We start from the raw sequence: 20,919 nt of genomic DNA on the forward strand, positions 1-20,919 counted from the left end.
CATCGGCTTCGCGGCCGTCTCGGTTCACGTTACCGAGATTTAATGTGCACGATTGCGTGATAATTGCCATAAACCGCTGATATCGGGGTGTGGCGTGGCCGGATTTTTGTCGCCCGCCCGCATCGTCGCTGTGCCGTTCCTTCGGGAATGGCTGACGATTCCTGAAACCGGAGTGTCGATGCGGACCTGGAAGCAAATTGTCGTTGCGCTTGTGATCGCGGTCGCCGCCGCGGCCGCCTGGGCGCGCTTCTATCCAGGCGCGCCGGAAGTGCTGGCGCGCTGGGGGATGGATTGGGCCTACGCGGCAACGCCTCCCGCCGGAAGCGGTGCGGACGGCGCGAAACAGGCTGGCAATCGCAATGGACTCCGGCAGGTCAACGTCGTCGCCTTGCCTGCCGGTACGGCCACCATAAACGACCGCCTGCAGGCGATCGGCACCGGCCGCGCCAACGCCTCGGTAACCGTCAATCCCTACAGTTCCGGTCGCCTTGCCGAGTTGCTGGTCGAATCCGGCACTCATGTCGACAAGGGACGGATCATCGCAACCCTCGATTCCGAGACGGAGATCATCGCACAGGACCGCGCCAAGCTCGCCTTGCAGGATGCTCAGTCCAAGCTCGACCGCGTCAAGTCGCTGCGTGCCTCCAACGCGGCGACACCGGTCGCGGTCGCCGATGCCGAAGTGGTTCTGGCCGGCGCCAAGCTGGCGCTTCAGGATGCCGAGCTTGCACTGCAGCGCCGCTCGATCCTGGCGCCGATCACCGGCACGGTCGGCATCCTGCCGATCTCGGCCGGCAATTACGTCACCAACCAGTCGGCGATCGCCACGCTTGACGACCGGTCCTCTATCCTGGTCGATTTCCAGGTGCCCGAGCGCTTCGCCGCCGCCGTCAAGGTCGGCGCGCGATTGACGGCGACGCCGATCGCCAATCCGAGCAACGCGTACACCGGCACGGTTTCGGCGATCGACAATCATATCGACGAAAAGAGCCGCACGCTTCTGGTCAAGGCCACCATCGCCAATCCGGCCGATTCGCTGCGCGCCGGCATGTCGTTCTCCATCACCATGAAATTCCCCGGCGAGACCTATCCGGCCGTCAGCCCGCTGGCGATCCTGTGGGGTTCGGACGGCGCCTATGTCTGGCAGGTCGAGGACGGCAAGGCCAGGCGCGTGCCGGTGCGCATCATCCAGCGCAACACCGAGACCGTATTGATCGACGCGGAGATCGACAGCGGCGACATGGTGGTCACCGAAGGCACCCAAAGTGTCAGCGAAGGCGGCGAGGTTCGCATCGCGGGCCAGGAGCAGCGCGCCGCCAACGCCGCGGAAGGCTCATGACCGGCTCCGTCAACGCCGCCAGCGATACCGGCTTCACCGCACTGTTCATCCGCAGGCCGGTCATGGCGTTCGTGCTGAACACCCTTATAGCCGTTGCCGGCCTCGCTGCCTTCTACGGTGTCGAAATCCGCGAATTGCCCGACGTCGACCGCGCCGTCGTCACGGTCTCCACGACCTTCGAAGGCGCGGCCGCCGAAACCGTCGACCGCGAACTGACCGACACGATCGAGGGCGCCGTCGCTCGCGTCTCCGGCGTCAAATCGATCTCGTCTTCCTCCTCCTTCGGCTCGAGCCGCGTCACCATCGAGTTCAACGACGGTGTCGATCTCAATGTCGCCGCCTCGGATGTGCGTGATGCCGTCGGCCGGGTCGCCAACCAGATGCCCGATACCGCCGATCCGCCGCGCATCGTCAAGGCCGATGCCAATTCCGACGCGGTGATGCGGCTGGCGGTGACTTCGGACACCATGTCGATCCAGGACATGACGGTGGTGGTCCAGGACCAGATCGAGGACGAACTGGCCGCCGTGCCCGGCGTCGCCGACGTCCAGGTCTATGGCGACCGCGACAAGATCTTTCGCATCGATGTCGACCAGAACAAGCTCGCCAGCCTCGGCTTCACGGTCGCCGACCTCCGGGCGGCGCTTGCCTCCGTCGCCTTCGATTCCCCGGCCGGGTCGATCACAACGACCAACCAGGACCTGATCGTCCGCACCACGGCCGACGTGACGACGCCCGCGGAATTCGAAAACATCATCATCGGCGGCACGACGCGCATCCGCGATGTCGCGACCGTCACGCTCGGCCCCGATGTTGGCCAGACGACGCTGCGTTCGGACGGCAAGACCGGAATCGGCCTCGGCATTATCCGCCAGGCGGAATCGAACACGCTGGACATTTCGACGGGTGTCCAGGCCGCCGTCGCCAAGCTGCAGGAGAATCTGCCCAAGGGCATGTCGATCAAGATCACCAGCGACGACGCTGTCTTCGTCAAGGGTGCGGTGCACGAGGTCGAGATCGCGCTTGGCCTGTCGGTCACCATGGTGCTGATCGTCATCTACATCTTCCTGCTCGACTGGCGCGCCACGCTCATCCCCGGCCTGTCGATGCCGGTCGCCATGATCGGCACCATCGCCGCCATCTATCTAGCCGGCTTCTCGGTCAACATCCTGACGCTGCTCGCTTTGGTGCTGGCGACGGGCCTTGTCGTCGACGACGCAATTGTCGTCTTGGAAAACATCGTGCGACGGCGCAACGAAGGCATGGGGCCGCGTGCGGCGGCCGTGCTCGGCGCGCAGGAAGTGTTCTTCGCCGTCGTCGCCACGACACTGACGCTTGTCGCCGTCTTCGTGCCGATCTCGTTCCTGCCCGGCCAGACCGGCGGCCTGTTCCGCGAATTCGGCTTCGTGCTTGCGATGTCGGTGCTTCTGTCCTGCGTGGTCGCGCTGACGCTTTGCCCGATGCTTGCCTCGCGCATGCTGACCAGCGCGCCGCTTCACCACGAAGGCGGCCAAGGCGTCGGCGCTCGCATCGGCGGCGTCTTGAATGCCGGCTACAAGCGCGCGCTGCACGCTTGCCTCGACGCGCCCTGGATCGTGGTTCTGGTCGCGGTGCTGTTTGCCGGCGTCGCCTTCGCGCTGTTCGGCACCATCCGCCAGGAACTGACGCCGACCGAGGACCGCGCCGCCGTGCTGTTGCGTATCAACGCCCCGCAAGGCGTCAGCCTCGACTACACGACGCAGCAGATGCAGAAGATCGAGCGGCTGATCCAGCCGATGCGCGATTCCGGCGAGATCCGCTCGACCTTCGAAAACGCCGGCCAGAACGGCTCTTACAATTCGGGCTTCATGGTGATGACGCTGGCGCCGTGGGACGAGCGCAGCCGCAGCCAGCAGGAGATCATGGCCGAGATCAGTCAGTTGACCAGGCAGGTGCCCAGCGTGCGGATCTTCCCGGTCCAACCCAACAGTCTCGGCATCCGCGGCGCCGGCAACGGCCTGCAATTCGCTCTGGTTGGCAACGACCGGAAGGCGCTTGGCGATGCAGCGATCAAGATCATCGCCGAAATGCAGAAGGATGAGCGCTTTCAGACGCCGCGCCTGTCGATCGACCCGACGCAGCCGCAACTGGCCGTGGCCATCGACCGTGAGCGCGCCTCCGATCTCGGCATCGACATCACGGGGCTCGCCAACACCATGCAAGCCATGCTCGACGGCAACGACGTCGTCGATGTCTACATCGCCGACCGCAGCTACGGCGTAGAGCTGGTCTCGACCACCAATCCGATCAACGACCCGACCGACCTGGAAAATGTCTTTCTCAAGACGGCGGATGGCCGCTTCGTGCCGATGTCGACCATCGCCACGCTGACCGAGCGCGCCGTGCCGCCGTCGCTGTCGCGCGAACAGCAGCAGCCATCGGTGGCGATCACCTCCAACCTCTCAGGCAATTTCGCGCTTGGCGATGCGCTGACACGCGCCGAGCAGATCGCCACGCCGCTCCTGCCGCCTGGAAGCCGCATCCTGCCCCTGGCCGAGGCTGCGACTTTGGGTGAAACCAACAGCGCCATGGTCACCATCTTCGGCTTCGCCCTGGTCATCATCCTCCTGGTGCTGGCCGCCCAGTTCGAGAGTTTCGTCAGCGCCGTCATCATCATGGCGACGGTGCCGCTCGGCCTTGCCTGCGCCATTTTCGCGCTGCTGCTTTCAGGCACCAGCCTCAACGCCTACAGCCAGATCGGCCTGGTGCTGCTGGTCGGCGTCATGGCCAAGAACGGCATCCTGATCGTCGAATTCGCCAACCAGCTACGAGATCGGGGCCTGGGCGTGCGCGAAGCGATCGAGCAGGCTTCCACCATCCGCCTGCGGCCGGTGATGATGACGATGATCTGCACCATACTTGGCGGTGTGCCGCTCGTGCTGGCCGCCGGCGCGGGCGCCGAGGCACGCGTGGCGCTCGGCTGGGTCATTGTCGGCGGGCTTGGCCTGGCCACCATCTCGACACTGTTCCTGACCCCGGTCGCTTATCTCCTGCTTGGCCGCTTCGTCACGCCGAAGACCCATGAGGAAGCACGGCTGAAGCGCGAACTCGAGGAAGCCGCCTACACCAACGTGGAACCGGCGGAATAGAGATACCTATTTCAGCAGCCGGCCCTCGATCGACCAACGCGCGGCAAGGAAGTTCAGCACGGCCGCCACGATGACCCCGCCGATCTTTGCCGGCCACACACCGCCGATGCCGGCGAAGAGTGCGATCGACAGGCTGGACACGCCGAGCGAAATCAACGCCCCAGCCGAGACGAAGCGCAGGAAGGCATCATGCAGCCGAATGGCGTGATTGCGTTCGAACGACCAGAAGCCATTCGCCACGAAAGAGAAGACGACGGCAATCGACCACGAGATGACATTGGCGGACAGCGGCGGGGCGTGCAGCTTGAGCAGCAGGAAAAAACCGGCAAGGTCGATGGCCGTATTTGCCAGTCCGACCAGCGCAAAACGGACGATCTTACTGCCGGTCGAACGCCGTGGCTGAACGCCATTCATTCCCTGCCGTCCAATATCTCGACACCGGCTCGGGCCAGGCTCGCGCCGAACGCATCCGAAGCCAGAACGCCGAATTCCACTTCGCGCACGCCTTGCATCGGGTCACGCGCGCAGAGCGTTTGGTCGACATGGCCGGGGTGGCACATGAACAGCCCACGGTCCGACAGCGCCTCGACGGCAGCCTCCAGCAGGGGGGCGAACTTTTCGGGTTGCCGCCAGTCATAGATGCCGGCGAGCGGCTTCAAAACGGCAAAGCCGGCGCGCTGCATCGATTGGTTGAAGCCGGCGGCCACGGCAGCGATTGCCGCGATTTTCGGTGCGGCGGCGGCATCGCTCAGCGCCGGAGCGCCGCGCAACACCGGCCTGCCGGCAGTGTCGGGAAAACGTGTCCGCAGCCAGCCGCGCACGACAGGCAGGAAATGCACGTGCTGATGACCGTCGATGAAGTCGGGCTTGCGGCCCAGCGCCTCGACGAAACGGCTATATTGCGCGTCGAGTTCGGCATGGACGTCGCGCTCGTCGACTCGCCCGCGCAGGACCGGCAGGGCGAGCGAACGAAGCGGCGGCAACCGGCCCCCGGGCGCCAGGCTCGATTTGCCTGTGACCGCTGGCTGGTCCGTAAGGGTCAGGTGCAGCCCGATCGCCGCGCGGCCGCGCAGCGGCTTTATGCGCGCCGCCGCCTCGGCCCATTCCGGAAAACCGGTCATGCAGCTGGTGCCGGTCAGGCGTCCGCGGTCGAGCAGGTCGAGAATGCCGGCGCAAACCCCTGGTGCCAGCCCGTAGTCATCGGCGATCAGGCGAATGCGCCGCGTCATCCGCGGGACGCGCCCGGCGGCTTGTCGTGAGCGGTCTCGCTGAGCACCACATCGCGCACCAGATAGACCGGCCGGTCCTTGCTCTCCGACAGCGTGACCCAGACATATTCGCCGATCAGGCCGAGCAAGGTGAGGTTGAGACCGCCGAGCAGCACGACGGCGACCATCAGGCTGGGGTAACCAGGCACGGCAACGCCGTAGAACATCACCTCGAAGAACACTTTGGCGCCGTAAACGACGCCCGCCAGCGCCGCCAGCATCCCGCTCAAGCTGATGATGCGCAGCGGAATGACGGAAAACGATGTAAACCCTTCCAGCGAAAAGGCGATCAGGTTGAGCCGGCTCCATTTCGACGTGCCGATGGCGCGGTTTTCCGGCGAATAGGATATGGCTTTCTGACGGAAACCGGCCCAGGCGAACAGGCCCTTGTTGAAGCGCCGCTTGTCGCGCAGGCTGGTCAGCGCGCGCACCACGGGACCGCGCATGACGCGGAAATCACCGGCGTTCTCCGGAATGTCGAAACGCTGGCTGCTGTTGATCAGGCTGTAGAAAAGTCGCGCCAGCTGGCTGCGCCGCCAGCTCGCCTCGCGGCGGTCGTTCTGCGCGTATACGACGTCGATGTCTGGGCTTTCCACCAGCTCGGCGATCATCTTCAAGCTGATATCCATGGAATGCTGCAGATCCGAATCCATGATCAGCACCATGTCGCCCCGCGACTGGTCGAGGCCGGCGAGCACCGCGACCTCCTTGCCGAAATTGCGGCTGAGGCGAACGATCTCCCACGATCCCGACAGGGCTTGCGAAAATCGCCTGGCGCCATCGTCGAGGCTGCCGTCGTCGACCAGGATCTTGTGGACGGCCATGCCGAAACGGCTTGATACCGCTTCCTCGAGCCTGTCGAGCAGGGCGGCAAAGGCCGGCGCCGATTGCGCCTCGTTGAAGAAGGGCGCCACGATGTCGAGTTTTTGACGCGGATCAGCCATGTGCAACGGGTCCGACGCTCACGATCTTTTCGCGCGCCTTGGCCCAGAACCACCAGATCAGCGAACAGGCGATGAAGGTGACCGCGATCGGCCGGAACCAAGGATAGAAGAAATCATGCATGTGGCGCTCGACGCTGGTCAAACCTGTGAGGAACAATACCGTCGACAGCACCGAGGCCAGGACGCCGCCACGCTCCTCCCGCCATAGTGTGGCGATAGCGAGGCCGGCGGGCACGGCGATCATGGCATAGGTATTTGGCTCGACACGCGGATTGAAGACGCACATGTAGAAGGCAGCCGCCAGGAAGATCGCCAGTCCGCCTATTCCAGGCTGGAGCTTGCGGTCGAACCAGAGGACGGTCGACAGCGTAAGCAATGCCCCGACGATGCGCACGATCGTGGCGGCGAACTCAGGCATGGGCAGCCCGGCCGAGGTGAAAGGCGCCGTGAAGTCGGTAGGGACAAAGTGGCCGGACTTGTCGACGGCCATGGAGGTCAACATGCGGGCGAAATCACCGTACTGCTGGTTGAGGTAGCCGGCAGGCGCGAACGCGTACGGTATGGCCAGTACCAACAGCACTGCCAGCACGAGCACGGGTATCAGCCGCAGGCGCAGGGCTCCCACCAGCAAAAGCATGATGATCGCGGTCGGTTTGGCGATGATGGCGACCGAAGCCCAGAAGAAGGTCTCGGCGCGCCGCCCTTCGAGCGCCGACAGGGTCAGGAGCCAGCAGGCCGCGGTCAAAAGGATCGTCGCCTGGCCGTTGCGGATGGCACCCAGCGCCATCGGCAGTGCAAGGAAGAGGCCGAAGGAAAGCAGCCATGGCAATTCCTCACCGCCGATTTTGCGCACTTGCCGCATCGCCGCGAAGGTGAGCGCTGCGAAGCCCACCACATGCCACACCACGCCGCCCAGATAGGGTCCGAGCTTCAGCACCGGCAGGTAAAGCGCGGCGAAGGCTGGCGCATACAGGTACCCCATCTCGGATTGAAGATTGTACAGCGGCCGCCCGGTCAGGAACGCTTCGCTGCCATATCCATAGGCCTGCGTCACCGTGCGCGTGCCGGGCGACCATAGCACCAGGCCGAGAACGATCAGGAATGCCCCGATCCACATGCCCAGCCCCAAACGATCGAAAACCGGCTTGGAAATCGTCATCAATTCACCCCGCACGCCATTGGGGAAGACGCCTCAGCCTTGGCGCCGTCCCGGCATTCGATGGCGGCGACATATCACGGACAAAGCGACGAGGCATAGGGGCCGAAAGACGCGGCGATCAATTTCGGGGATTGTCAAGGATGGTCGACCGAACTGGAAAAAGCGTCCAGAAAGCCTGCGATCGCCCTTCCGGCGCCGCATAAGACGGCATCAGGGCCGGATGAACACCTTGCCGTTGGGCTTGGCCAGTTCCGCCGGCATTCGCGCCATTGCCTCGGCCAGCGGAATGACCGCCGTCACGTCGGTCGACCAGCGTCCGTCGGAAAAACGCTTCTGTGCCTCGAGGACCGCCGGACCTCGCCGATCCCTGGATTGCCGCATCCACTCGCTCAGCCAGAAGCCTTCGATGTGCTTGTGCTGGAAGATCAGCTGGCCAGGCTCGCGGATGATCGTTGCCTCGGGATCAAGCCGGCCGTAGATGATCCAGCGCGCCCTTTTTGGCATCGCGTTGAAGATGGCTGACGCCAGCGGCCCGGTGACGGCATCGAGGAAGATGCGCGGCTGTTCGGCCTTCATCACCTCGCGCAGCGTGGCCTCGAAATCAGGCACCTTCTCGTTGAGGACATGCGCCGCTCCAAGTTGTTTCAGCAACGCGATCTGCTCGTCACGGCGCACCGTGACAACAGGCCGAAACCCTTCCTCCCTCGCCAGCCCGATGATCAGCTTGCAGAGCTGGCTCGCACCGGCGGTCATGACGAAGGCCTTTTCGCCTTCCTGCTTGACGATGTCGAACATGGCGATCGCGGTCAGCGGATTGACGATCATCGCAGCGCCATTCTCGTCTCGAACCGTATCGAGAAGCGGAATGCAGGCCGCCGCCTCGGCGACGGCATATTCAGCCCACGAGCCCCAATTGCTCAGACCGGTGGCGAAAGCGACGCGCTTGCCGACAAGGCTCTTGGGATAGGGCTCCTCGCTGCCCGCGACGACCGTGCCGACACCCTCGAAGCCGGCCGGACGGCCCATAACGCGCGGCTGGCCGTACTGGCCCTTGATGAAGGCGACATCCGATGGATTGATCGAAGCGAGGCTGACCTTGATCAGCACTTGGCCAGGTCCGGGAGCAGGCACAGGGATGCTGCCCGGCTCGAGATACGGCTCCATCGCCTCGAGCGCACTGCCGCTCGGCGTCCTCGTATAGCCGTCACCGACCAAGAGCAGCGCCTTCATTTCGGAGGGGATCGTCATTGACGGTATTCCTTGTTTGTCGGCGGCAACGCTGCCGGGCAGCGCTCAGACCTTTTCCTGCGTGTATTTCTTCAGCTCCATGCGCGCCACCTGCCGCCGATGCACTGCATCGGGCCCGTCGGCGAGGCGCAGCGTCCTGAGATGCGTCCACGAGCGGGCGAGAGGCGTATCCTGGCTGATGCCTTGCGCACCGAACATCTGCACCGCCTCGTCGGTGACCTTGAGCGCCACACGCGGCGCGATGACCTTGATCTGGCTGATCCAGGGGGCCGCGGCCCGCGCGTCGCCCTGATCGATCATCCATGCCGCCTTGAGGCAGAGCAGCCGGGCCATCTCGATCTCCATGCGGCATTCGGCGATGATGTCGAGATTGGCGCCGAGTTTCGCCAGCTTCTGGCCGAAGGCCTCGCGGCGTAGGGAACGCTGGCACAGCATCTCCAGCGCCATCTCGGCCTGGCCGATGGCGCGCATGCAGTGATGGATGCGGCCGGGGCCGAGCCGGCCTTGCGCGATTTCGAAGCCCCTGCCCTCGCCGAGGATCAGGTTCGACGTCGATATCCGCACATTGTCGAAGCGAAGATGCATGTGGCCATGCGGCGCGTCATCGTCGCCATAGACCTGCATCGCCCGGACCTTGGTTACGCCCTTCGCGCCCGAGGGAACCAGGATCATCGAATGGCGGCGGTGCTGTGGCTCTTCATCGCCGGCGGTCCGCACCATGACGATGTAAATGGCGCAGCGCGGGTCACCGGCACCCGACGCCCACCATTTCTCGCCATTGAGCAGATAGTCGCCGCCCTGCCGCTCGCAGCGCATGGAAATGTTGGTGGCGTCGGAGGAGGCGACGTCCGGCTCCGTCATGAGATAGGCCGAGCGGATCTTTCCGCCCAGCAGCGGCTCGAGCCATTCCCGCTTGTGCTCGGCCGAGCCGTAGCGTTCCAGAACCTCCATGTTGCCGGTGTCGGGTGCCGAGCAGTTGAAGGTTTCGGCGCCCAGATGGGCCTTGCCCATCTCCTCGGCCAAATAGGCGTATTCGACGGTGGACAGGCCGTAGCCGCGCTCCGAGCCGGTCAGCCAGAAGTTCCACAGGCCGCGCTCCCGTGCGGTCTTCTTCAGCCCCTCAAGGATCTCCCCCTGGCGCTTGCTGTAGACCCAACGGTCGCCGGCCTTGCCGACCTCGCTCAGGAATTCCTTGTCGAGCGGCATGATCTCGTCGCGCACCATGGCCGCGACGCGGGCGTGGATCGGCTTCAACCGCTCGGTCATGCCGAGATTCATCTCCGTCATCGGTCGCTAACCCTTCATGCAGGCCGGGCATTTTGTCAGTGGCAAGGATGACCGTACTTCGGATAGCCTTGTCAACGCGAACTGTTTGCCCGCAGGCCGTGCGGAGGATTGTCATGAGCTATCTGGACGAGCTGTTTTCGGTCACCGGCAAGACCGCGCTGGTGACGGGAGCCGCGACCGGCATCGGCCGCATGGCGGCGACCGCGCTGATCAAGGCCGGCGCCAGCGTAATGATCGCCTCGCGCAAGGGCGAGGACTGCGTCAAGGTGGCCAGTGAGTTGAACGGGCTTGGCGCTCCGGGCCAAGCGGAAGGCTTTGCCGGCGACGTCTCCAGCGAGGCCGGCATTGCCGCCTTGGTCGGCGAGGTCAAGGCCCGCACCGGCAAACTCGATATCCTCATCAACAATGCCGGCGTGTCCTGGGGCGCGCCGCTGGAGAGCTTCCCTTATTCGGCATGGGCCAAGGTGTTCGGCGTCAATGTCACCGCGGTCTTCCATCTGACGCGCGAATTGCTGCCGCTGCTCGATGCCGCCGCCAGCGACGAAGATCCTGCCCGCGTGATCAATCTGGGCTCGGTGATGGGAACGCAGCCGCTGGCCGACGACGCCTATTCCTACACCGCGTCCAAGGCGGCCGTTCATCACCTGACACGCACGCTGGCGCTCGAATTCGCCGGCCGCCGCATCACCGTCAACGCCTTTGCCCCCGGTCCCTTCCAGAGCCGTATGACCGCATTTGCCACCGGCACGGACGAGCAGGCCAGGCATGTCGGCGGCCATGTCCCGATCGGCCGCATCGGCACACCGGATGACATTGCCGGCGCAACGCTCTATTTGTGCAGCCGTGCAGGCAGCTATGTCACCGGCGCCATCCTTCCGATCGACGGCGGGCAGTCGGTGCAGCATGGGTTGACCTTGTTCAAGGAATGACATTTTCCGGCCGCAGAAGCCGGAGGTGAACTGGAGGACATGAGCGTGGAACCAATCAGTCTCGATGTGCTTCTGGCCAGTGTCGGCAAGGAGGTCGGCGTTTCGCCCTGGCGGGTGGTCACGCAACGCATGATCGACCAGTTCGCCGACGCCACCGACGACCACCAGTTCATCCACTGCGATCCGGAGCGGGCCAAGCGCGAAACGCCGTTCGGCGGCACCATCGCGCATGGTTTCTTGTCGCTGTCGCTGCTGTCGGCGATGACGTTCGAGACCATGCCGCCGCTGGAAAACGGCAAGATGGGCGTCAATCACGGTTTCGATTCGCTGCGCTTTCTCGCCCCGGTGAAGACCGGCGCGCGCATCCGCACCCGTTTCGTGCTAGCCGACGTCAAGGTCAGGCCGTCGGGCTGGGTGCAGACGGCGCACGACGTGACCATCGAGATCGAAGGCTCCAAAAAACCGGCGCTCACCGCCCGTTGGCTGACGCTGACCTTGCTTGAACGCCAGCCCGAGACAGCATGAACGACGCCAACGCGCTCGACCAGGCGACGCTCGCGCCTTACCTCGACGCGCATATCCCGGGTTTTTCCGGACTCGCGGCCATCGAAAAATTCAAATCCGGCCAATCCAACCCGACCTATCTCCTGACGGCGGCAAGCGGCCGTTACGTGCTGCGCGCCAAGCCGCCAGGCCAACTCCTGAAATCGGCTCACCAGGTAGACCGCGAATTCCGTGTGATGAAGGCGCTTTCCGGCACCGCCGTACCAGTGCCCGAAATGCTGCACCTGTCGACCGAGGATTCGCCCATCGGCCGCATGTTTTACGTCATGGATTTCCTCGACGGCCGCATCTTCTGGGATCCGGCACTGCCGGAGACGCACGGCAACGAGGAACGCGCCGCGATCTACGACGCCATGAACGCCACGCTCGCCGCCCTGCACGATGTCGATGTCGAGGCCGTGGGTCTTGGCGATTTCGGACGCCCCGGCAATTACTTCGAGCGGCAGCTGGCACGCTGGACCGGCCAGTACCGTGCTTCCGAAACCGGTATCATTGCCGACATGGACCGGCTGATCGCCTGGCTGGAAACCCACCTGCCGGTCGATGACGGCCTGATATCGCTGGTGCATGGCGACTATCGGCTGGACAATCTGATCTTTGCGCCCGACCAGCCGAGGGTACTGGCGGTGCTCGATTGGGAATTGTCGACATCGGGCCACCCCTTCGCCGACATCGCCTATCAATGCATGCAATGGCGCCTGCCGCATGCCTCCGGCTTTCGCGGCCTTGGCGGCATCGATCGCCCGGCCCTCGGCCTGCCCTTGGAAGAAGACTATGTCGCTGCCTATTGCCGGCGGCGCGGCCTCGCCGGCATCGGCAACTGGACGTTCTTCCTCGCCTTCTCCTTCTTCCGCCTGGCGGCAATCTGCCAGGGTGTCTACAAGCGGGCGCTGGACGGCAATGCTTCCAATCCGGAAAAAGCCAGGACCTATGGCGAGGCGGTGAAGCTGCTGTCGCACCTCGCCGCCGAGCTGATCGACAAGGAAGACTAAGCAATGGGCCGCTTTGATGGAACCACGGTGCTGATCACGGGCGCGGCCGGCGGCCTCGGCCGTGGCGCCGCCAAGGGCTTTGCCGCCGAAGGCGCCCGGCTGGTTCTCTCGGACCTGGATGAAACGGCCCTGATGAGTTTCGCCGAGACGCTCGATACCGGGACCGCGATGCTGGCAGGCAACATTGCCGAGGAGGCACTGTCGGAAGCGCTGGTGGCGCTGGCCTTGGAAAAATTTGGCCGCCTGGATGTCGCCGTCAACAATGCCGGCATCGTTCAGAGTTTCGTGCGCCTGCCGCAGGTTCCATCGGACGAAGCCCGCCGGGTGCTCGAGATCGACCTGCTCGGCGTCTTCTACGCCATGAAGCACCAGATCCCGCAAATGGAGCGGCAGTTCAAGGCGACCGGCAAGGGCGGCGCCATCGTCAACATTGCCTCGGCCGCCGGCCTTTCGGGCGCGCCGAAGCTTTCGGTCTATGCAGCCGCCAAGCATGGCGTGATCGGCCTGACCCGGTCGGCGGCGGTCGAATATGCCAGCAAGGGTCTGCGCATCAATGCCATCTGCCCCGCCCACACCAGAACGGGCATGATAGACGGTTTCGTGAGCGTCTCCGGCATTCCGGAGGCAGAGGCGTTGGCCGAGCTGACCCGTGGCATACCGATGAAGCGCGTGGCGGAAGTCGACGAGATCACCACGGCCATCCTGTTTGCCGCCGACCCAGCCAATTCCTTCATGACCGGCCATGCGCTGGCCATCGATGGCGGTGTCGGCGCGATCTGACGCCTGCCGCATGGGAACCCGCGGCGCCCTTGTCCGTTTCCGTACAGCGTATATAATTTAGCCAGGCACCAACCAGACAAGGGCAACGGACTTGCCGCTGAGCGTCCAGAAACGCCGCGAGAAACAAAAGGCCGAACTGCGCTCGGAGCTTGTCGCGGCCGCGCACAAGCTCGTCCAGGAAGAAGGCTATGAAGGCTTGACCATCCGCAAGCTGGCCAAGCGGGTCGGCTATGCGCCGATGTCGGTCTATTCCTACTTCGCCGACAAGCAGGACATCCTGTTCGCCCTGGCCGAGGACGCGTTCGAAACGCTCGCCCGACGCATCGAGGAGCACCCGTCCGACGATCCGATCGAGGCCTTGCAGGCGGTCATGACCGAATATGCCGCCTTCGGGCTCGGCAACCCCAACGAATACCGCACCGTCTTCATGACCGAAAAGACCAAGCTGCCGGAAGGCAGGAGCTACGAGGACATGGAGGAAAGCAACCCCGCAATGAAGGCGCTGATCAGCAGGGTCGAGGCCTGTGTCGCCGCCGGCAAATTGCATGGCGATCCACGCGCCATCGCCACCATATTGTGGGCCGTCGGCCATGGCACGATCTCGCTTTTGATCACCTTCCCCTTCTACCCGTTCGGCGACCCGCAGGCTTTCGTGAAGCGGATGTGCGACTTCACCCTTGCCACGCTCAGCACGCAATATGTGCCGCCACTGACCGAGACACCGGTCAACTGCTGAGCGCTATATCCTTTGTTCTCCCAGATTCCGCATAGCCCCGAGCCCGCCGCGGCGAGTTTCTTGGTTAACAAAAAACTACCGTACGCGTACGATTTTCTCTTGAACTTCGCGATCGACGGACGTATTTGTACGAACAAGCGTACATGTACGGAAAAGAATTCACCCGCCGAAACCGGAGACAGACCATGAAAAAGACACTCCTCACCCTCGCCGCCGTGCTGGCACTTTCGGGCTCCGCCTTTGCCGCCGACGCCACCCACGCGGTCAAGCACGTTCCCGCCGCGACCTGCGTCGACACCAAGACCAATGTGAAGCTCGATTGCGCTTCGACCGGCTCGGTCGGCAAGAAGGCCTCCACGGAAGCCACGACCGACGGCAAGGGTCCCCGGCTCGGCATCACGGTGAACCCATGGATCATGCCGAGCGCCTACTGAGATTTTCGGAGAGTCGGTTCTGGCCGGCTCAGCCGGCCAGATGATGATTTCAGCCGATCGAGACCGGCAGCTTGGTCGCTGAACTTTCGAAGGCCGCGTCGATCAGCCTTTGCATGTCGGCGGCCCGCCGGAACGACGGATCGCCGTTCTGTCCCGTGTCCAGCGCATCGACAAAGCGCCGGGCGTTGTGCTTGACGCCAGGTGGCGTCAGCGTCCGCCAACGGTGCTGATCGACGTCGTCACCCAGGCAAGCGGACAGTTTCGAAACCTTGCCGTCGGTCTCGACCTTGATCGCGCCCTTGGTACCGTGCAGGGCCAGCGACAAATCATTGCCGTGGCCTGTCGTGTAGCGGCTGGCCATGATCGTGGCCAGCGCGCCTGAACCGAGCCGCGCCGTTATCGCCAAGCTGTCATTGACGTCTAGCACATAGTCGCCGATGCGGTCGCCCTCCGCCTTCGGAAACGTCACCAGATCGGCATGCAGGCTGACGATATCCTCGGCCGCCCCATAGGTCGCGAAGTCGAGGATATGGATGCCGACGTCGCCCAAAACACCTGTCGAACCGTGCCGGCCCGACAGGCGCCACAGCCATTTGTCGTCGATCCGCCAATCGCCCCAGAACTTGCTGACCAGCCAGCTCTGCCGGTAGCTCGCCTCGACATGGCGCAACTCGCCGATCTCGCCGGCTTGCACCATGCGCCGCGCCTCGTGGATCACCGGAGTGTTGCGATAGGTCAGGTTGACCATGTTGACGAGCCCGGCCGCCTCGGCGGCATCGCTCATCGCAAGCGCATCGGCGTGGTTCGGCGCCAGCGGCTTTTCGCAGAACACATGTTTCCCGGCGGCCAGCAGGGCCAGCGTCGTCGCCTTGTGAACCCGGTCGGGCGTGGCGTTGATGGCGGCATCGAACTCGCCCCAAGCGATCGCCGCATCGAGGCTTTCAAAGAAAGTGCCTATTTTGTTGGCGGCTGCGAACGCCGCCGCGCGGCCCGGCAGGTGGTCGACGCATGCGACGATGGCGCAGCCCGGGACCTGACCGAACTCCTCGATATGATGCGCCGCGATCCAACCGGTGCCGAGCAAGAGCAGGCGGTGCATCAGCTCAGCCCCCTGTCACCGTCCGCATGCAGGCGCAGGCCTTTCTGGACGATCTTCTCCTTGGCCTTGTCCGTCGGCACGTTTGGCGCATTGGTGATGCCGGACCAGGCCGGGGCCGGGTTATGCGCCCAATGCACGGCGTTGCGCAGCACCTGCTGAACGCCTTTATTGTGATAGATCGGATAGGTCTCATGGCCCGGCGAGAAGTAGAAGATTTTTCCCGCCCCGCGCTGATAGGTCAGCCCCGATCGGAACACCTCGCCGCCTTCGTACCAGGAGATAAATACCGTCTCCAGCGGCTCCGGCACCGCGAACGGCTCACCATACATTTCCGTCTCGCCGATCTCCAGGCATTCGCCGATGCCTTGCGCGATCGGGTGGCCGCGGTTGATCGCCCAGACACGCTCGCGCTCGCCCGCCTCGCGCCATTTCAGCGAACAGGGCGTGCCCATCAGCCGCTTGAAGATCTTCGAGTAGTGGCCGGAATGGAGCACGATCAACCCCATGCCTTCCCAGACCCGCTTCTGCACGCGCTCGACGATCTCGTCCTTGACCTCGCCGTGGGCGGCATGGCCCCACCATAAAAGCACGTCGGTGGCGGCTAGGCGCGTCTCGCTCAGGCCATGCTCGGGTTCCTGTAAGGTGGCGGTGGTCGCTTCGACGCCCTTGTCCTGGTTGAGTGCGGCGGCAATGGTGCCATGCATACCCAGCGGATAGAGGTCGCGCACGGCGGCATTGGTCTGTTCATGGACGTTTTCACCCCAGACAACGGCTCTAACAGGCATTTTTCCTCTCCAAAGCGCTTTGAATATCGCATCCACCGAGGTCTTGGGAAGAGGCCGTCAGCCAAAAATTCTGAAATCAGGGTTTGCGGGTCTTGCGGCCGGGGACGGTCTTGGCCTTGCCGGGTTTCGCCGGTGCTCCAGGAATGGACGACCCGGTAATCGACACGGGATCGCTGGCCGGGAACGTGTCCTCGAGGCCTTCCTCAAGTTCCTCTTCGGCGTCAGCCTCGTAATGCCGCTCATGTTCGAGCGAACGGACCGCCGCGGTTTTCGGCGATTTCGGCGCGGACTTCGACGGCATCGGCATCTCTCCCTCGACTGTCGCCGCTCAACGGACGCGGGCGGCAAACGTTCCGGGGTCAGCCGGCGGCGTCGCGGGCTCCCTCGGACAGGAAAGTAAAGACATAGTCCGAGAAGGAACGCCAGCACTCGACCCGGAAGGCCTCGTCGGCCGTGCGCAGCAGCACGATCTCGGCCTTGCCGAGAATGGTGCGCGAAGCGGCGCCCACCGGGAAGGCGTCGAGCGACAGGTCCTGCGGGCAGCCCGAATTGATCGCGGCTTCCGCCGCCGGACCGGCGACTAAAATCGCGATGTTGCGATGCGAGATACCGACCGACGAATGCAAGGCGGAAACTCCTGCGCAATCGGCGAGTGGGTCCTTGCCGGCCTCGTCGATGACAAGCCACTCGTCCGGGCCAAGCCACAGCGCCGTACGCCCGCCCTTCGACGCCGAGGTTTTTGGCTTCTTCGGCAAGGTCAGGCCGAGCGCCTTCGACAAAGCGGCGACTGAAGCCTCCGGGGCGCGCAGCGAGATACGCTCGGCCGGCGGCAGCACATCGACCTTGACACCCGTTGCGGAGACAGTGCGCCCGGCCAATGCCGGACGCCGCTCTGCTGATGGTGAAGCCATCGTGGCCGTCTTTGCAGCAGCCTTAGCCATTGAGGCGCCCTCCCGTCTCGTCGAAGAACACCATGCCGGTAACCTCCACTTCGATGACCCCGTTCGGCATCGGTACATAGAGCGTGTCGCCCATCCGGTCACGGCCGCCGGCCACCAGCCCCAGCGCGATGGAACGGCCGCAATTTTGCGACCAATAGCTCGACGTGACATGGCCGATCATCTTCATCGGGATCGCCTGTTTGGGATCCTGGACGATCTGCGCGCCTTCTTCCAGCACCACCTTTGGATCCTTGGTCTTCAGGCCGACCAGTTGCTTGCGCCCCTTGGCGACGAGATCAGGCCGCGTCAGGCCGCGAATGCCGACGAAATCGGCCTTCTTCTTGCCGACCGCCCAGTCCAGACCGGCATCGTTTGGCGTCACCGTACCGTCCGTATCCTGGCCTACGATGATGTAGCCCTTCTCGGCGCGCAGCACGTGCATCGCCTCGGTGCCGTAAGCGGTGGCGCCATGCTTCTGGCCCTCGGCCCACAACGCTTCCCAGACCGCCTGGCCATGGTCGGCCGGCACATTGACCTCGAAACCGCGTTCGCCGGTGAACGACATGCGGAACAGCCTCGTCGGCACGCCGCAGATCTTGCCCTCGCGCACCGACATGTGCGGCAGCGCCTCGTCGGACATGTCGATGCCTTCGACCAGCGGCGCAATGATCTCGCGCGACTTCGGCCCCTGGACGGCAATGACCGCCCACTGCTCGGTGATTGAGGTCAGCCAGACATTAAGATGCGGGAACTCGGTCTGGAGGTAATCCTCCATGTGGTTCATGACGCGCGGCGCGCCGCCCGTCGTCGTCGTTACATGGAAGCGGTCCGGCGCCAGCCTGCCGACGACGCCGTCATCATAGATGAAGCCGTCCTCGCGCAGCATGATGCCATAGCGGCAGCGGCCGGGCTCCAGCTTCTCCCACGGATTGGTGTAGAGCAGTTCCATGAACTTCGCCGCGTCGGGGCCGACCACTTCGATCTTGCCCAGCGTCGACGCATCGAACAGGCCGGCCTGGTTGCGGACGGCGACGCATTCGCGGTCGACCGCCGCATGCATGTCCTCGCCTGCCTTGGGGAAGTACCAGGCGCGCTTCCACTGGCCGACATCCTCGAACACCGCGCCTTGCGCCTCGGCCCAGGGATGGATCGCGGTTCTGCGTGTCGGGTCGAACAGCGGCCCACGCGCGTGGCTGACGATCGCGCCGAAGGTGACAGGCGTGTAGGGCGCGCGGAACGTGGTCAGGCCGACTTCCGGGATCGGCTTGCCCAGGGTTTCGGCGGCAATCGCCAGTCCGTGCATGTTAGAGGTCTTGCCCTGGTCGGTCGCCATGCCGTTGGTGGTGAAGCGCTTGACATGCTCGATCGAGCGCATGCCTTCATGCACCGCCTGGCGGATGTCCTTGGCGGTCACGTCGTTCTGGAAATCGACGAAGGCTTTCACCGTCGTGTCCGGCCCGGCGCCGGGGCCAGCACCCAGCATGCCGCGCGACCAGCTTTCCGAGGCTTCGACCTTCGGCTTGGTGCCCTTGGACGCCTTGCCGCCTGTTTCTTTCGCCGCCTTGGCGCCCGCCGCATAGGCCTCGTCCACGGTCGCCGTCAGGCCGTCGGTGCCGTTGCAGGCGCCGACCGACACGCAGTCCTGCGCGTAGGTGCCAGGCACGAAGCGCTTGGTCTCGTCGTTGAAGGCAACCTTGCCGCGCGATTGCGAGAACAGATGCACCGACGGCGTCCAGCCGGCGGACATCAGGATCGCATCGACGGGAATAGTGCGTTCGCCGCCGCCATTCTTCGGCTGCACCGTCATCGACGACACGCGTAGCTTGCCGCCGGCGCGGATCACTGCACGGCCGAAATTGATCTCGATGCCGAGGGCCCTGGCCTCATCGATCACCGGGCCGGTCGGGTTGTCACGCAAATCGACGATCGCCGCCACGTTGATGCCGGCCTTCTTCAGGTCGATCGCGGCGCCGTAAGCCGAATCGTTGGCGGTGTAGACGCCGACATTCCGGCCAACCGCGACACCATAATGGTTGAGGAAGGTGCGCGCCGCACCCGCCAGCATGATGCCGGGCCTGTCATTGTTGGCAAACACCATGTGACGCTCGATGGCGCCGGAGGCCAGCACCACGCGCTTGGCGCGGACCTGCCAGAGCCGTTCGCGCGGCAGATCGTGGCCGGGGACCTTCAGGTGATCGCTGACGCGCTCGACCAGACCGACGAAATTCTGCGCGTAATAGCCGAACGCCGTGGTGCGCGGCAGCACCCGGACATTGTCCATCGCGCTCAGTCTGGCGATCGCCGCTTGTGCCCAGGCAAAGCCGTCCTGGCCGTCGATCTTCGCACCAGATTCGAAGCGCAGGCTGCCGCCGAACTCGGCTTGCTCGTCGGCCAGTATGACGCGCACGCCGGTCTCCGCCGCGGCAAGTGCCGCCGCGATGCCGGCCGCGCCGCCACCCAGCACCAGCACGTCGCAATGGGCGTAGCGCGAGGAATAATGGTCGGGATCGGGTTTGTCGGGCGAAACACCGAGGCCGGCGGCTTCACGGATCTTGGGTTCGTAAAGGCTCTTCCAGGCCGCCTTCGGCCACATGAAGGTCTTGTAGTAGAAGCCGGCCGAGAACAGCGGCGAGGCCAGGTCGTTGACCGCGCTGACATCGAAGGACAGCGACGGCCAGCGGTTCTGCGAATTGGCGGCGAGCCCGTCATAGAGCTCCTGCACGGTGGCGCGCACGTTCGGCGTCTTGCGCGCGTCGTCGCGCACGATCTGCACCAGCGCGTTCGGCTCCTCCGCGCCGGCCGACAGGATGCCGCGCGGGCGGTGGTACTTGAACGATCGGCCGACCAGATGCACGCCATTGGCGAGCAGCGCCGATGCCAGAGTGTCCCCCTCGATGCCCGCGTAGGACTGGCCGTCGAAGCTGAACCGCGCGGTCTTGGCCTGGCTAAGGCGTCCGGCGCCGGGAATGCGCAACGCGCCGCTCATTTCGCTACTCCGGGCAGCTTGGAGGGTTTCGGTTCGCCGGCCTTGTAGGTCATGACGAACTTGTCAGTCACGGTGTCACGCACCGCGTTGAAGAAGCGCGCGCAGCCATGCATGTGGCGCCAGCGCTCATAGATAATGCCCTTTGGATTGGAGCGGATGAAGAAGAACTTCTCGAAGTCGTCGTCGCTCTCGCCTGATATGTTGGCCGAGCGTGCGATGTGCGCCTCGCCGGCGTTGCGGAATTCGAGTTCCGGGCGCTCTTCCTCGCAATAGGGGCAGCGGATGAGAAGCATCGTGTTT

The 20,919-nt window shown here is 64.3% G+C and carries 20 protein-coding genes; 8 read left to right on the forward strand and 12 right to left on the reverse strand.

Annotated elements, in window-relative coordinates; genetic code table 11:
- Nucleotides 1-178: 178 nt before the first annotated feature.
- Together LB516_RS22270 and LB516_RS22275 are read left to right on the forward strand one after the other, a co-directional pair.
- A complete protein-coding gene (locus tag LB516_RS22270; protein ID WP_224720445.1) occupies nucleotides 179-1,339 on the forward strand; it encodes an efflux RND transporter periplasmic adaptor subunit in 1,161 nt (386 codons plus the stop codon).
- On the forward strand, nucleotides 1,336-4,467 hold the full coding sequence (locus LB516_RS22275; RefSeq protein ID WP_224720381.1) for an efflux RND transporter permease subunit: 3,132 nt from the start codon (nucleotides 1,336-1,338) through the stop codon (nucleotides 4,465-4,467). Before LB516_RS22270 ends, LB516_RS22275 begins: the two co-directional genes overlap by 4 nt.
- Nucleotides 4,468-4,473: 6 nt before the next feature.
- Here LB516_RS22275 and LB516_RS22280 read toward each other — a convergent pair whose 3' ends face one another.
- From LB516_RS22280 to LB516_RS22305, 6 genes are all read right to left on the reverse strand, one after another.
- Entirely contained in the window at nucleotides 4,474-4,881 is a 408-nt protein-coding gene (locus LB516_RS22280; RefSeq protein ID WP_140661756.1) for a GtrA family protein, read from the reverse strand.
- The gene (locus LB516_RS22285; RefSeq protein WP_224720382.1) at nucleotides 4,878-5,696 is read right to left on the reverse strand and encodes a ChbG/HpnK family deacetylase; all 819 of its coding nucleotides are present in this window, start codon (nucleotides 5,694-5,696) and stop codon (nucleotides 4,878-4,880) included. The genes LB516_RS22280 and LB516_RS22285 overlap by 4 nt, the downstream gene beginning before the upstream one ends.
- Nucleotides 5,693-6,679 carry a glycosyltransferase family 2 protein gene (locus LB516_RS22290; protein WP_015315796.1) on the reverse strand — a complete coding sequence of 329 codons (987 nt, stop codon included), beginning with the start codon at nucleotides 6,677-6,679 and terminating at the stop codon, nucleotides 5,693-5,695. The genes LB516_RS22285 and LB516_RS22290 overlap by 4 nt, the downstream gene beginning before the upstream one ends.
- The gene (locus tag LB516_RS22295; RefSeq protein WP_224720383.1) at nucleotides 6,672-7,838 is read right to left on the reverse strand and encodes a glycosyltransferase family 87 protein; all 1,167 of its coding nucleotides are present in this window, start codon (nucleotides 7,836-7,838) and stop codon (nucleotides 6,672-6,674) included. Before LB516_RS22295 ends, LB516_RS22290 begins: the two co-directional genes overlap by 8 nt.
- Before the next feature lie 210 nt (nucleotides 7,839-8,048).
- Nucleotides 8,049-9,086, reverse strand: a complete 1,038-nt coding sequence (locus LB516_RS22300) for a zinc-binding dehydrogenase (RefSeq protein WP_224720384.1) — start codon at nucleotides 9,084-9,086, stop codon at nucleotides 8,049-8,051.
- Between the two features lie 45 nt (nucleotides 9,087-9,131).
- Nucleotides 9,132-10,373 (reverse strand): acyl-CoA dehydrogenase family protein, encoded by a 1,242-nt coding sequence (locus LB516_RS22305; RefSeq protein ID WP_224720385.1) that lies wholly within the window; start codon nucleotides 10,371-10,373, stop codon nucleotides 9,132-9,134.
- Between the two features lie 113 nt (nucleotides 10,374-10,486).
- On the opposite strand from LB516_RS22305, the gene LB516_RS22310 reads away from it, so the two are divergent.
- The 6 genes from LB516_RS22310 to LB516_RS22335 all read left to right on the forward strand — a co-directional run bounded on the left by LB516_RS22310 (nucleotide 10,487) and on the right by LB516_RS22335 (nucleotide 14,808).
- Nucleotides 10,487-11,302, forward strand: coding sequence for an SDR family oxidoreductase (locus LB516_RS22310; RefSeq protein WP_224720386.1), 816 nt, complete (start codon nucleotides 10,487-10,489; stop codon nucleotides 11,300-11,302).
- A 39-nt stretch (nucleotides 11,303-11,341) separates the two neighbouring features.
- On the forward strand, nucleotides 11,342-11,827 hold the full coding sequence (locus LB516_RS22315; protein ID WP_023770549.1) for a MaoC family dehydratase: 486 nt from the start codon (nucleotides 11,342-11,344) through the stop codon (nucleotides 11,825-11,827).
- Nucleotides 11,824-12,858, forward strand: a complete 1,035-nt coding sequence (locus tag LB516_RS22320; RefSeq protein WP_140721272.1) for a phosphotransferase — start codon at nucleotides 11,824-11,826, stop codon at nucleotides 12,856-12,858. Before LB516_RS22315 ends, LB516_RS22320 begins: the two co-directional genes overlap by 4 nt.
- 3 nt (nucleotides 12,859-12,861) lie before the next feature.
- Nucleotides 12,862-13,638, forward strand: coding sequence for an SDR family NAD(P)-dependent oxidoreductase (locus LB516_RS22325; RefSeq protein WP_140618768.1), 777 nt, complete (start codon nucleotides 12,862-12,864; stop codon nucleotides 13,636-13,638).
- 91 nt (nucleotides 13,639-13,729) lie between these two features.
- The gene (locus LB516_RS22330; RefSeq protein WP_140618770.1) at nucleotides 13,730-14,374 is read left to right on the forward strand and encodes a TetR/AcrR family transcriptional regulator; all 645 of its coding nucleotides are present in this window, start codon (nucleotides 13,730-13,732) and stop codon (nucleotides 14,372-14,374) included.
- A 185-nt stretch (nucleotides 14,375-14,559) separates the two neighbouring features.
- A complete protein-coding gene (locus LB516_RS22335; protein WP_140875158.1) occupies nucleotides 14,560-14,808 on the forward strand; it encodes a DUF680 domain-containing protein in 249 nt (82 codons plus the stop codon).
- Nucleotides 14,809-14,857: 49 nt separating this feature from the next.
- On the opposite strand, the gene LB516_RS22340 is transcribed toward LB516_RS22335, so the two are convergent.
- From LB516_RS22340 to LB516_RS22365, 6 genes are all read right to left on the reverse strand, one after another.
- Nucleotides 14,858-15,907 carry a Gfo/Idh/MocA family protein gene (locus tag LB516_RS22340; protein WP_140875156.1) on the reverse strand — a complete coding sequence of 350 codons (1,050 nt, stop codon included), beginning with the start codon at nucleotides 15,905-15,907 and terminating at the stop codon, nucleotides 14,858-14,860.
- Nucleotides 15,907-16,692: a ThuA domain-containing protein gene (locus LB516_RS22345; protein ID WP_224720387.1), complete on the reverse strand. Its 786-nt coding sequence runs from the start codon at nucleotides 16,690-16,692 to the stop codon at nucleotides 15,907-15,909. Before LB516_RS22345 ends, LB516_RS22340 begins: the two co-directional genes overlap by 1 nt.
- Nucleotides 16,693-16,768: 76 nt before the next feature.
- Nucleotides 16,769-16,993 (reverse strand): hypothetical protein, encoded by a 225-nt coding sequence (locus LB516_RS22350; protein WP_041163323.1) that lies wholly within the window; start codon nucleotides 16,991-16,993, stop codon nucleotides 16,769-16,771.
- A 58-nt stretch (nucleotides 16,994-17,051) separates the two neighbouring features.
- Nucleotides 17,052-17,633 (reverse strand): sarcosine oxidase subunit gamma, encoded by a 582-nt coding sequence (locus LB516_RS22355; RefSeq protein ID WP_224683515.1) that lies wholly within the window; start codon nucleotides 17,631-17,633, stop codon nucleotides 17,052-17,054.
- Complete coding sequence (locus LB516_RS22360) at nucleotides 17,626-20,619, reverse strand: sarcosine oxidase subunit alpha (protein WP_224720388.1); 2,994 nt, start codon at nucleotides 20,617-20,619, stop codon at nucleotides 17,626-17,628. The genes LB516_RS22355 and LB516_RS22360 overlap by 8 nt, the downstream gene beginning before the upstream one ends.
- Entirely contained in the window at nucleotides 20,616-20,912 is a 297-nt protein-coding gene (locus tag LB516_RS22365) for a sarcosine oxidase subunit delta (RefSeq protein WP_015315781.1), read from the reverse strand. Before LB516_RS22365 ends, LB516_RS22360 begins: the two co-directional genes overlap by 4 nt.
- Nucleotides 20,913-20,919: the final 7 nt, after the last annotated feature.

Origin of the sequence: Mesorhizobium sp. CO1-1-7 (assembly GCF_020164885.1) — a bacterium.
GTDB classification, from domain to species: Bacteria; Pseudomonadota; Alphaproteobacteria; order Rhizobiales; family Rhizobiaceae; genus Mesorhizobium; species Mesorhizobium australicum.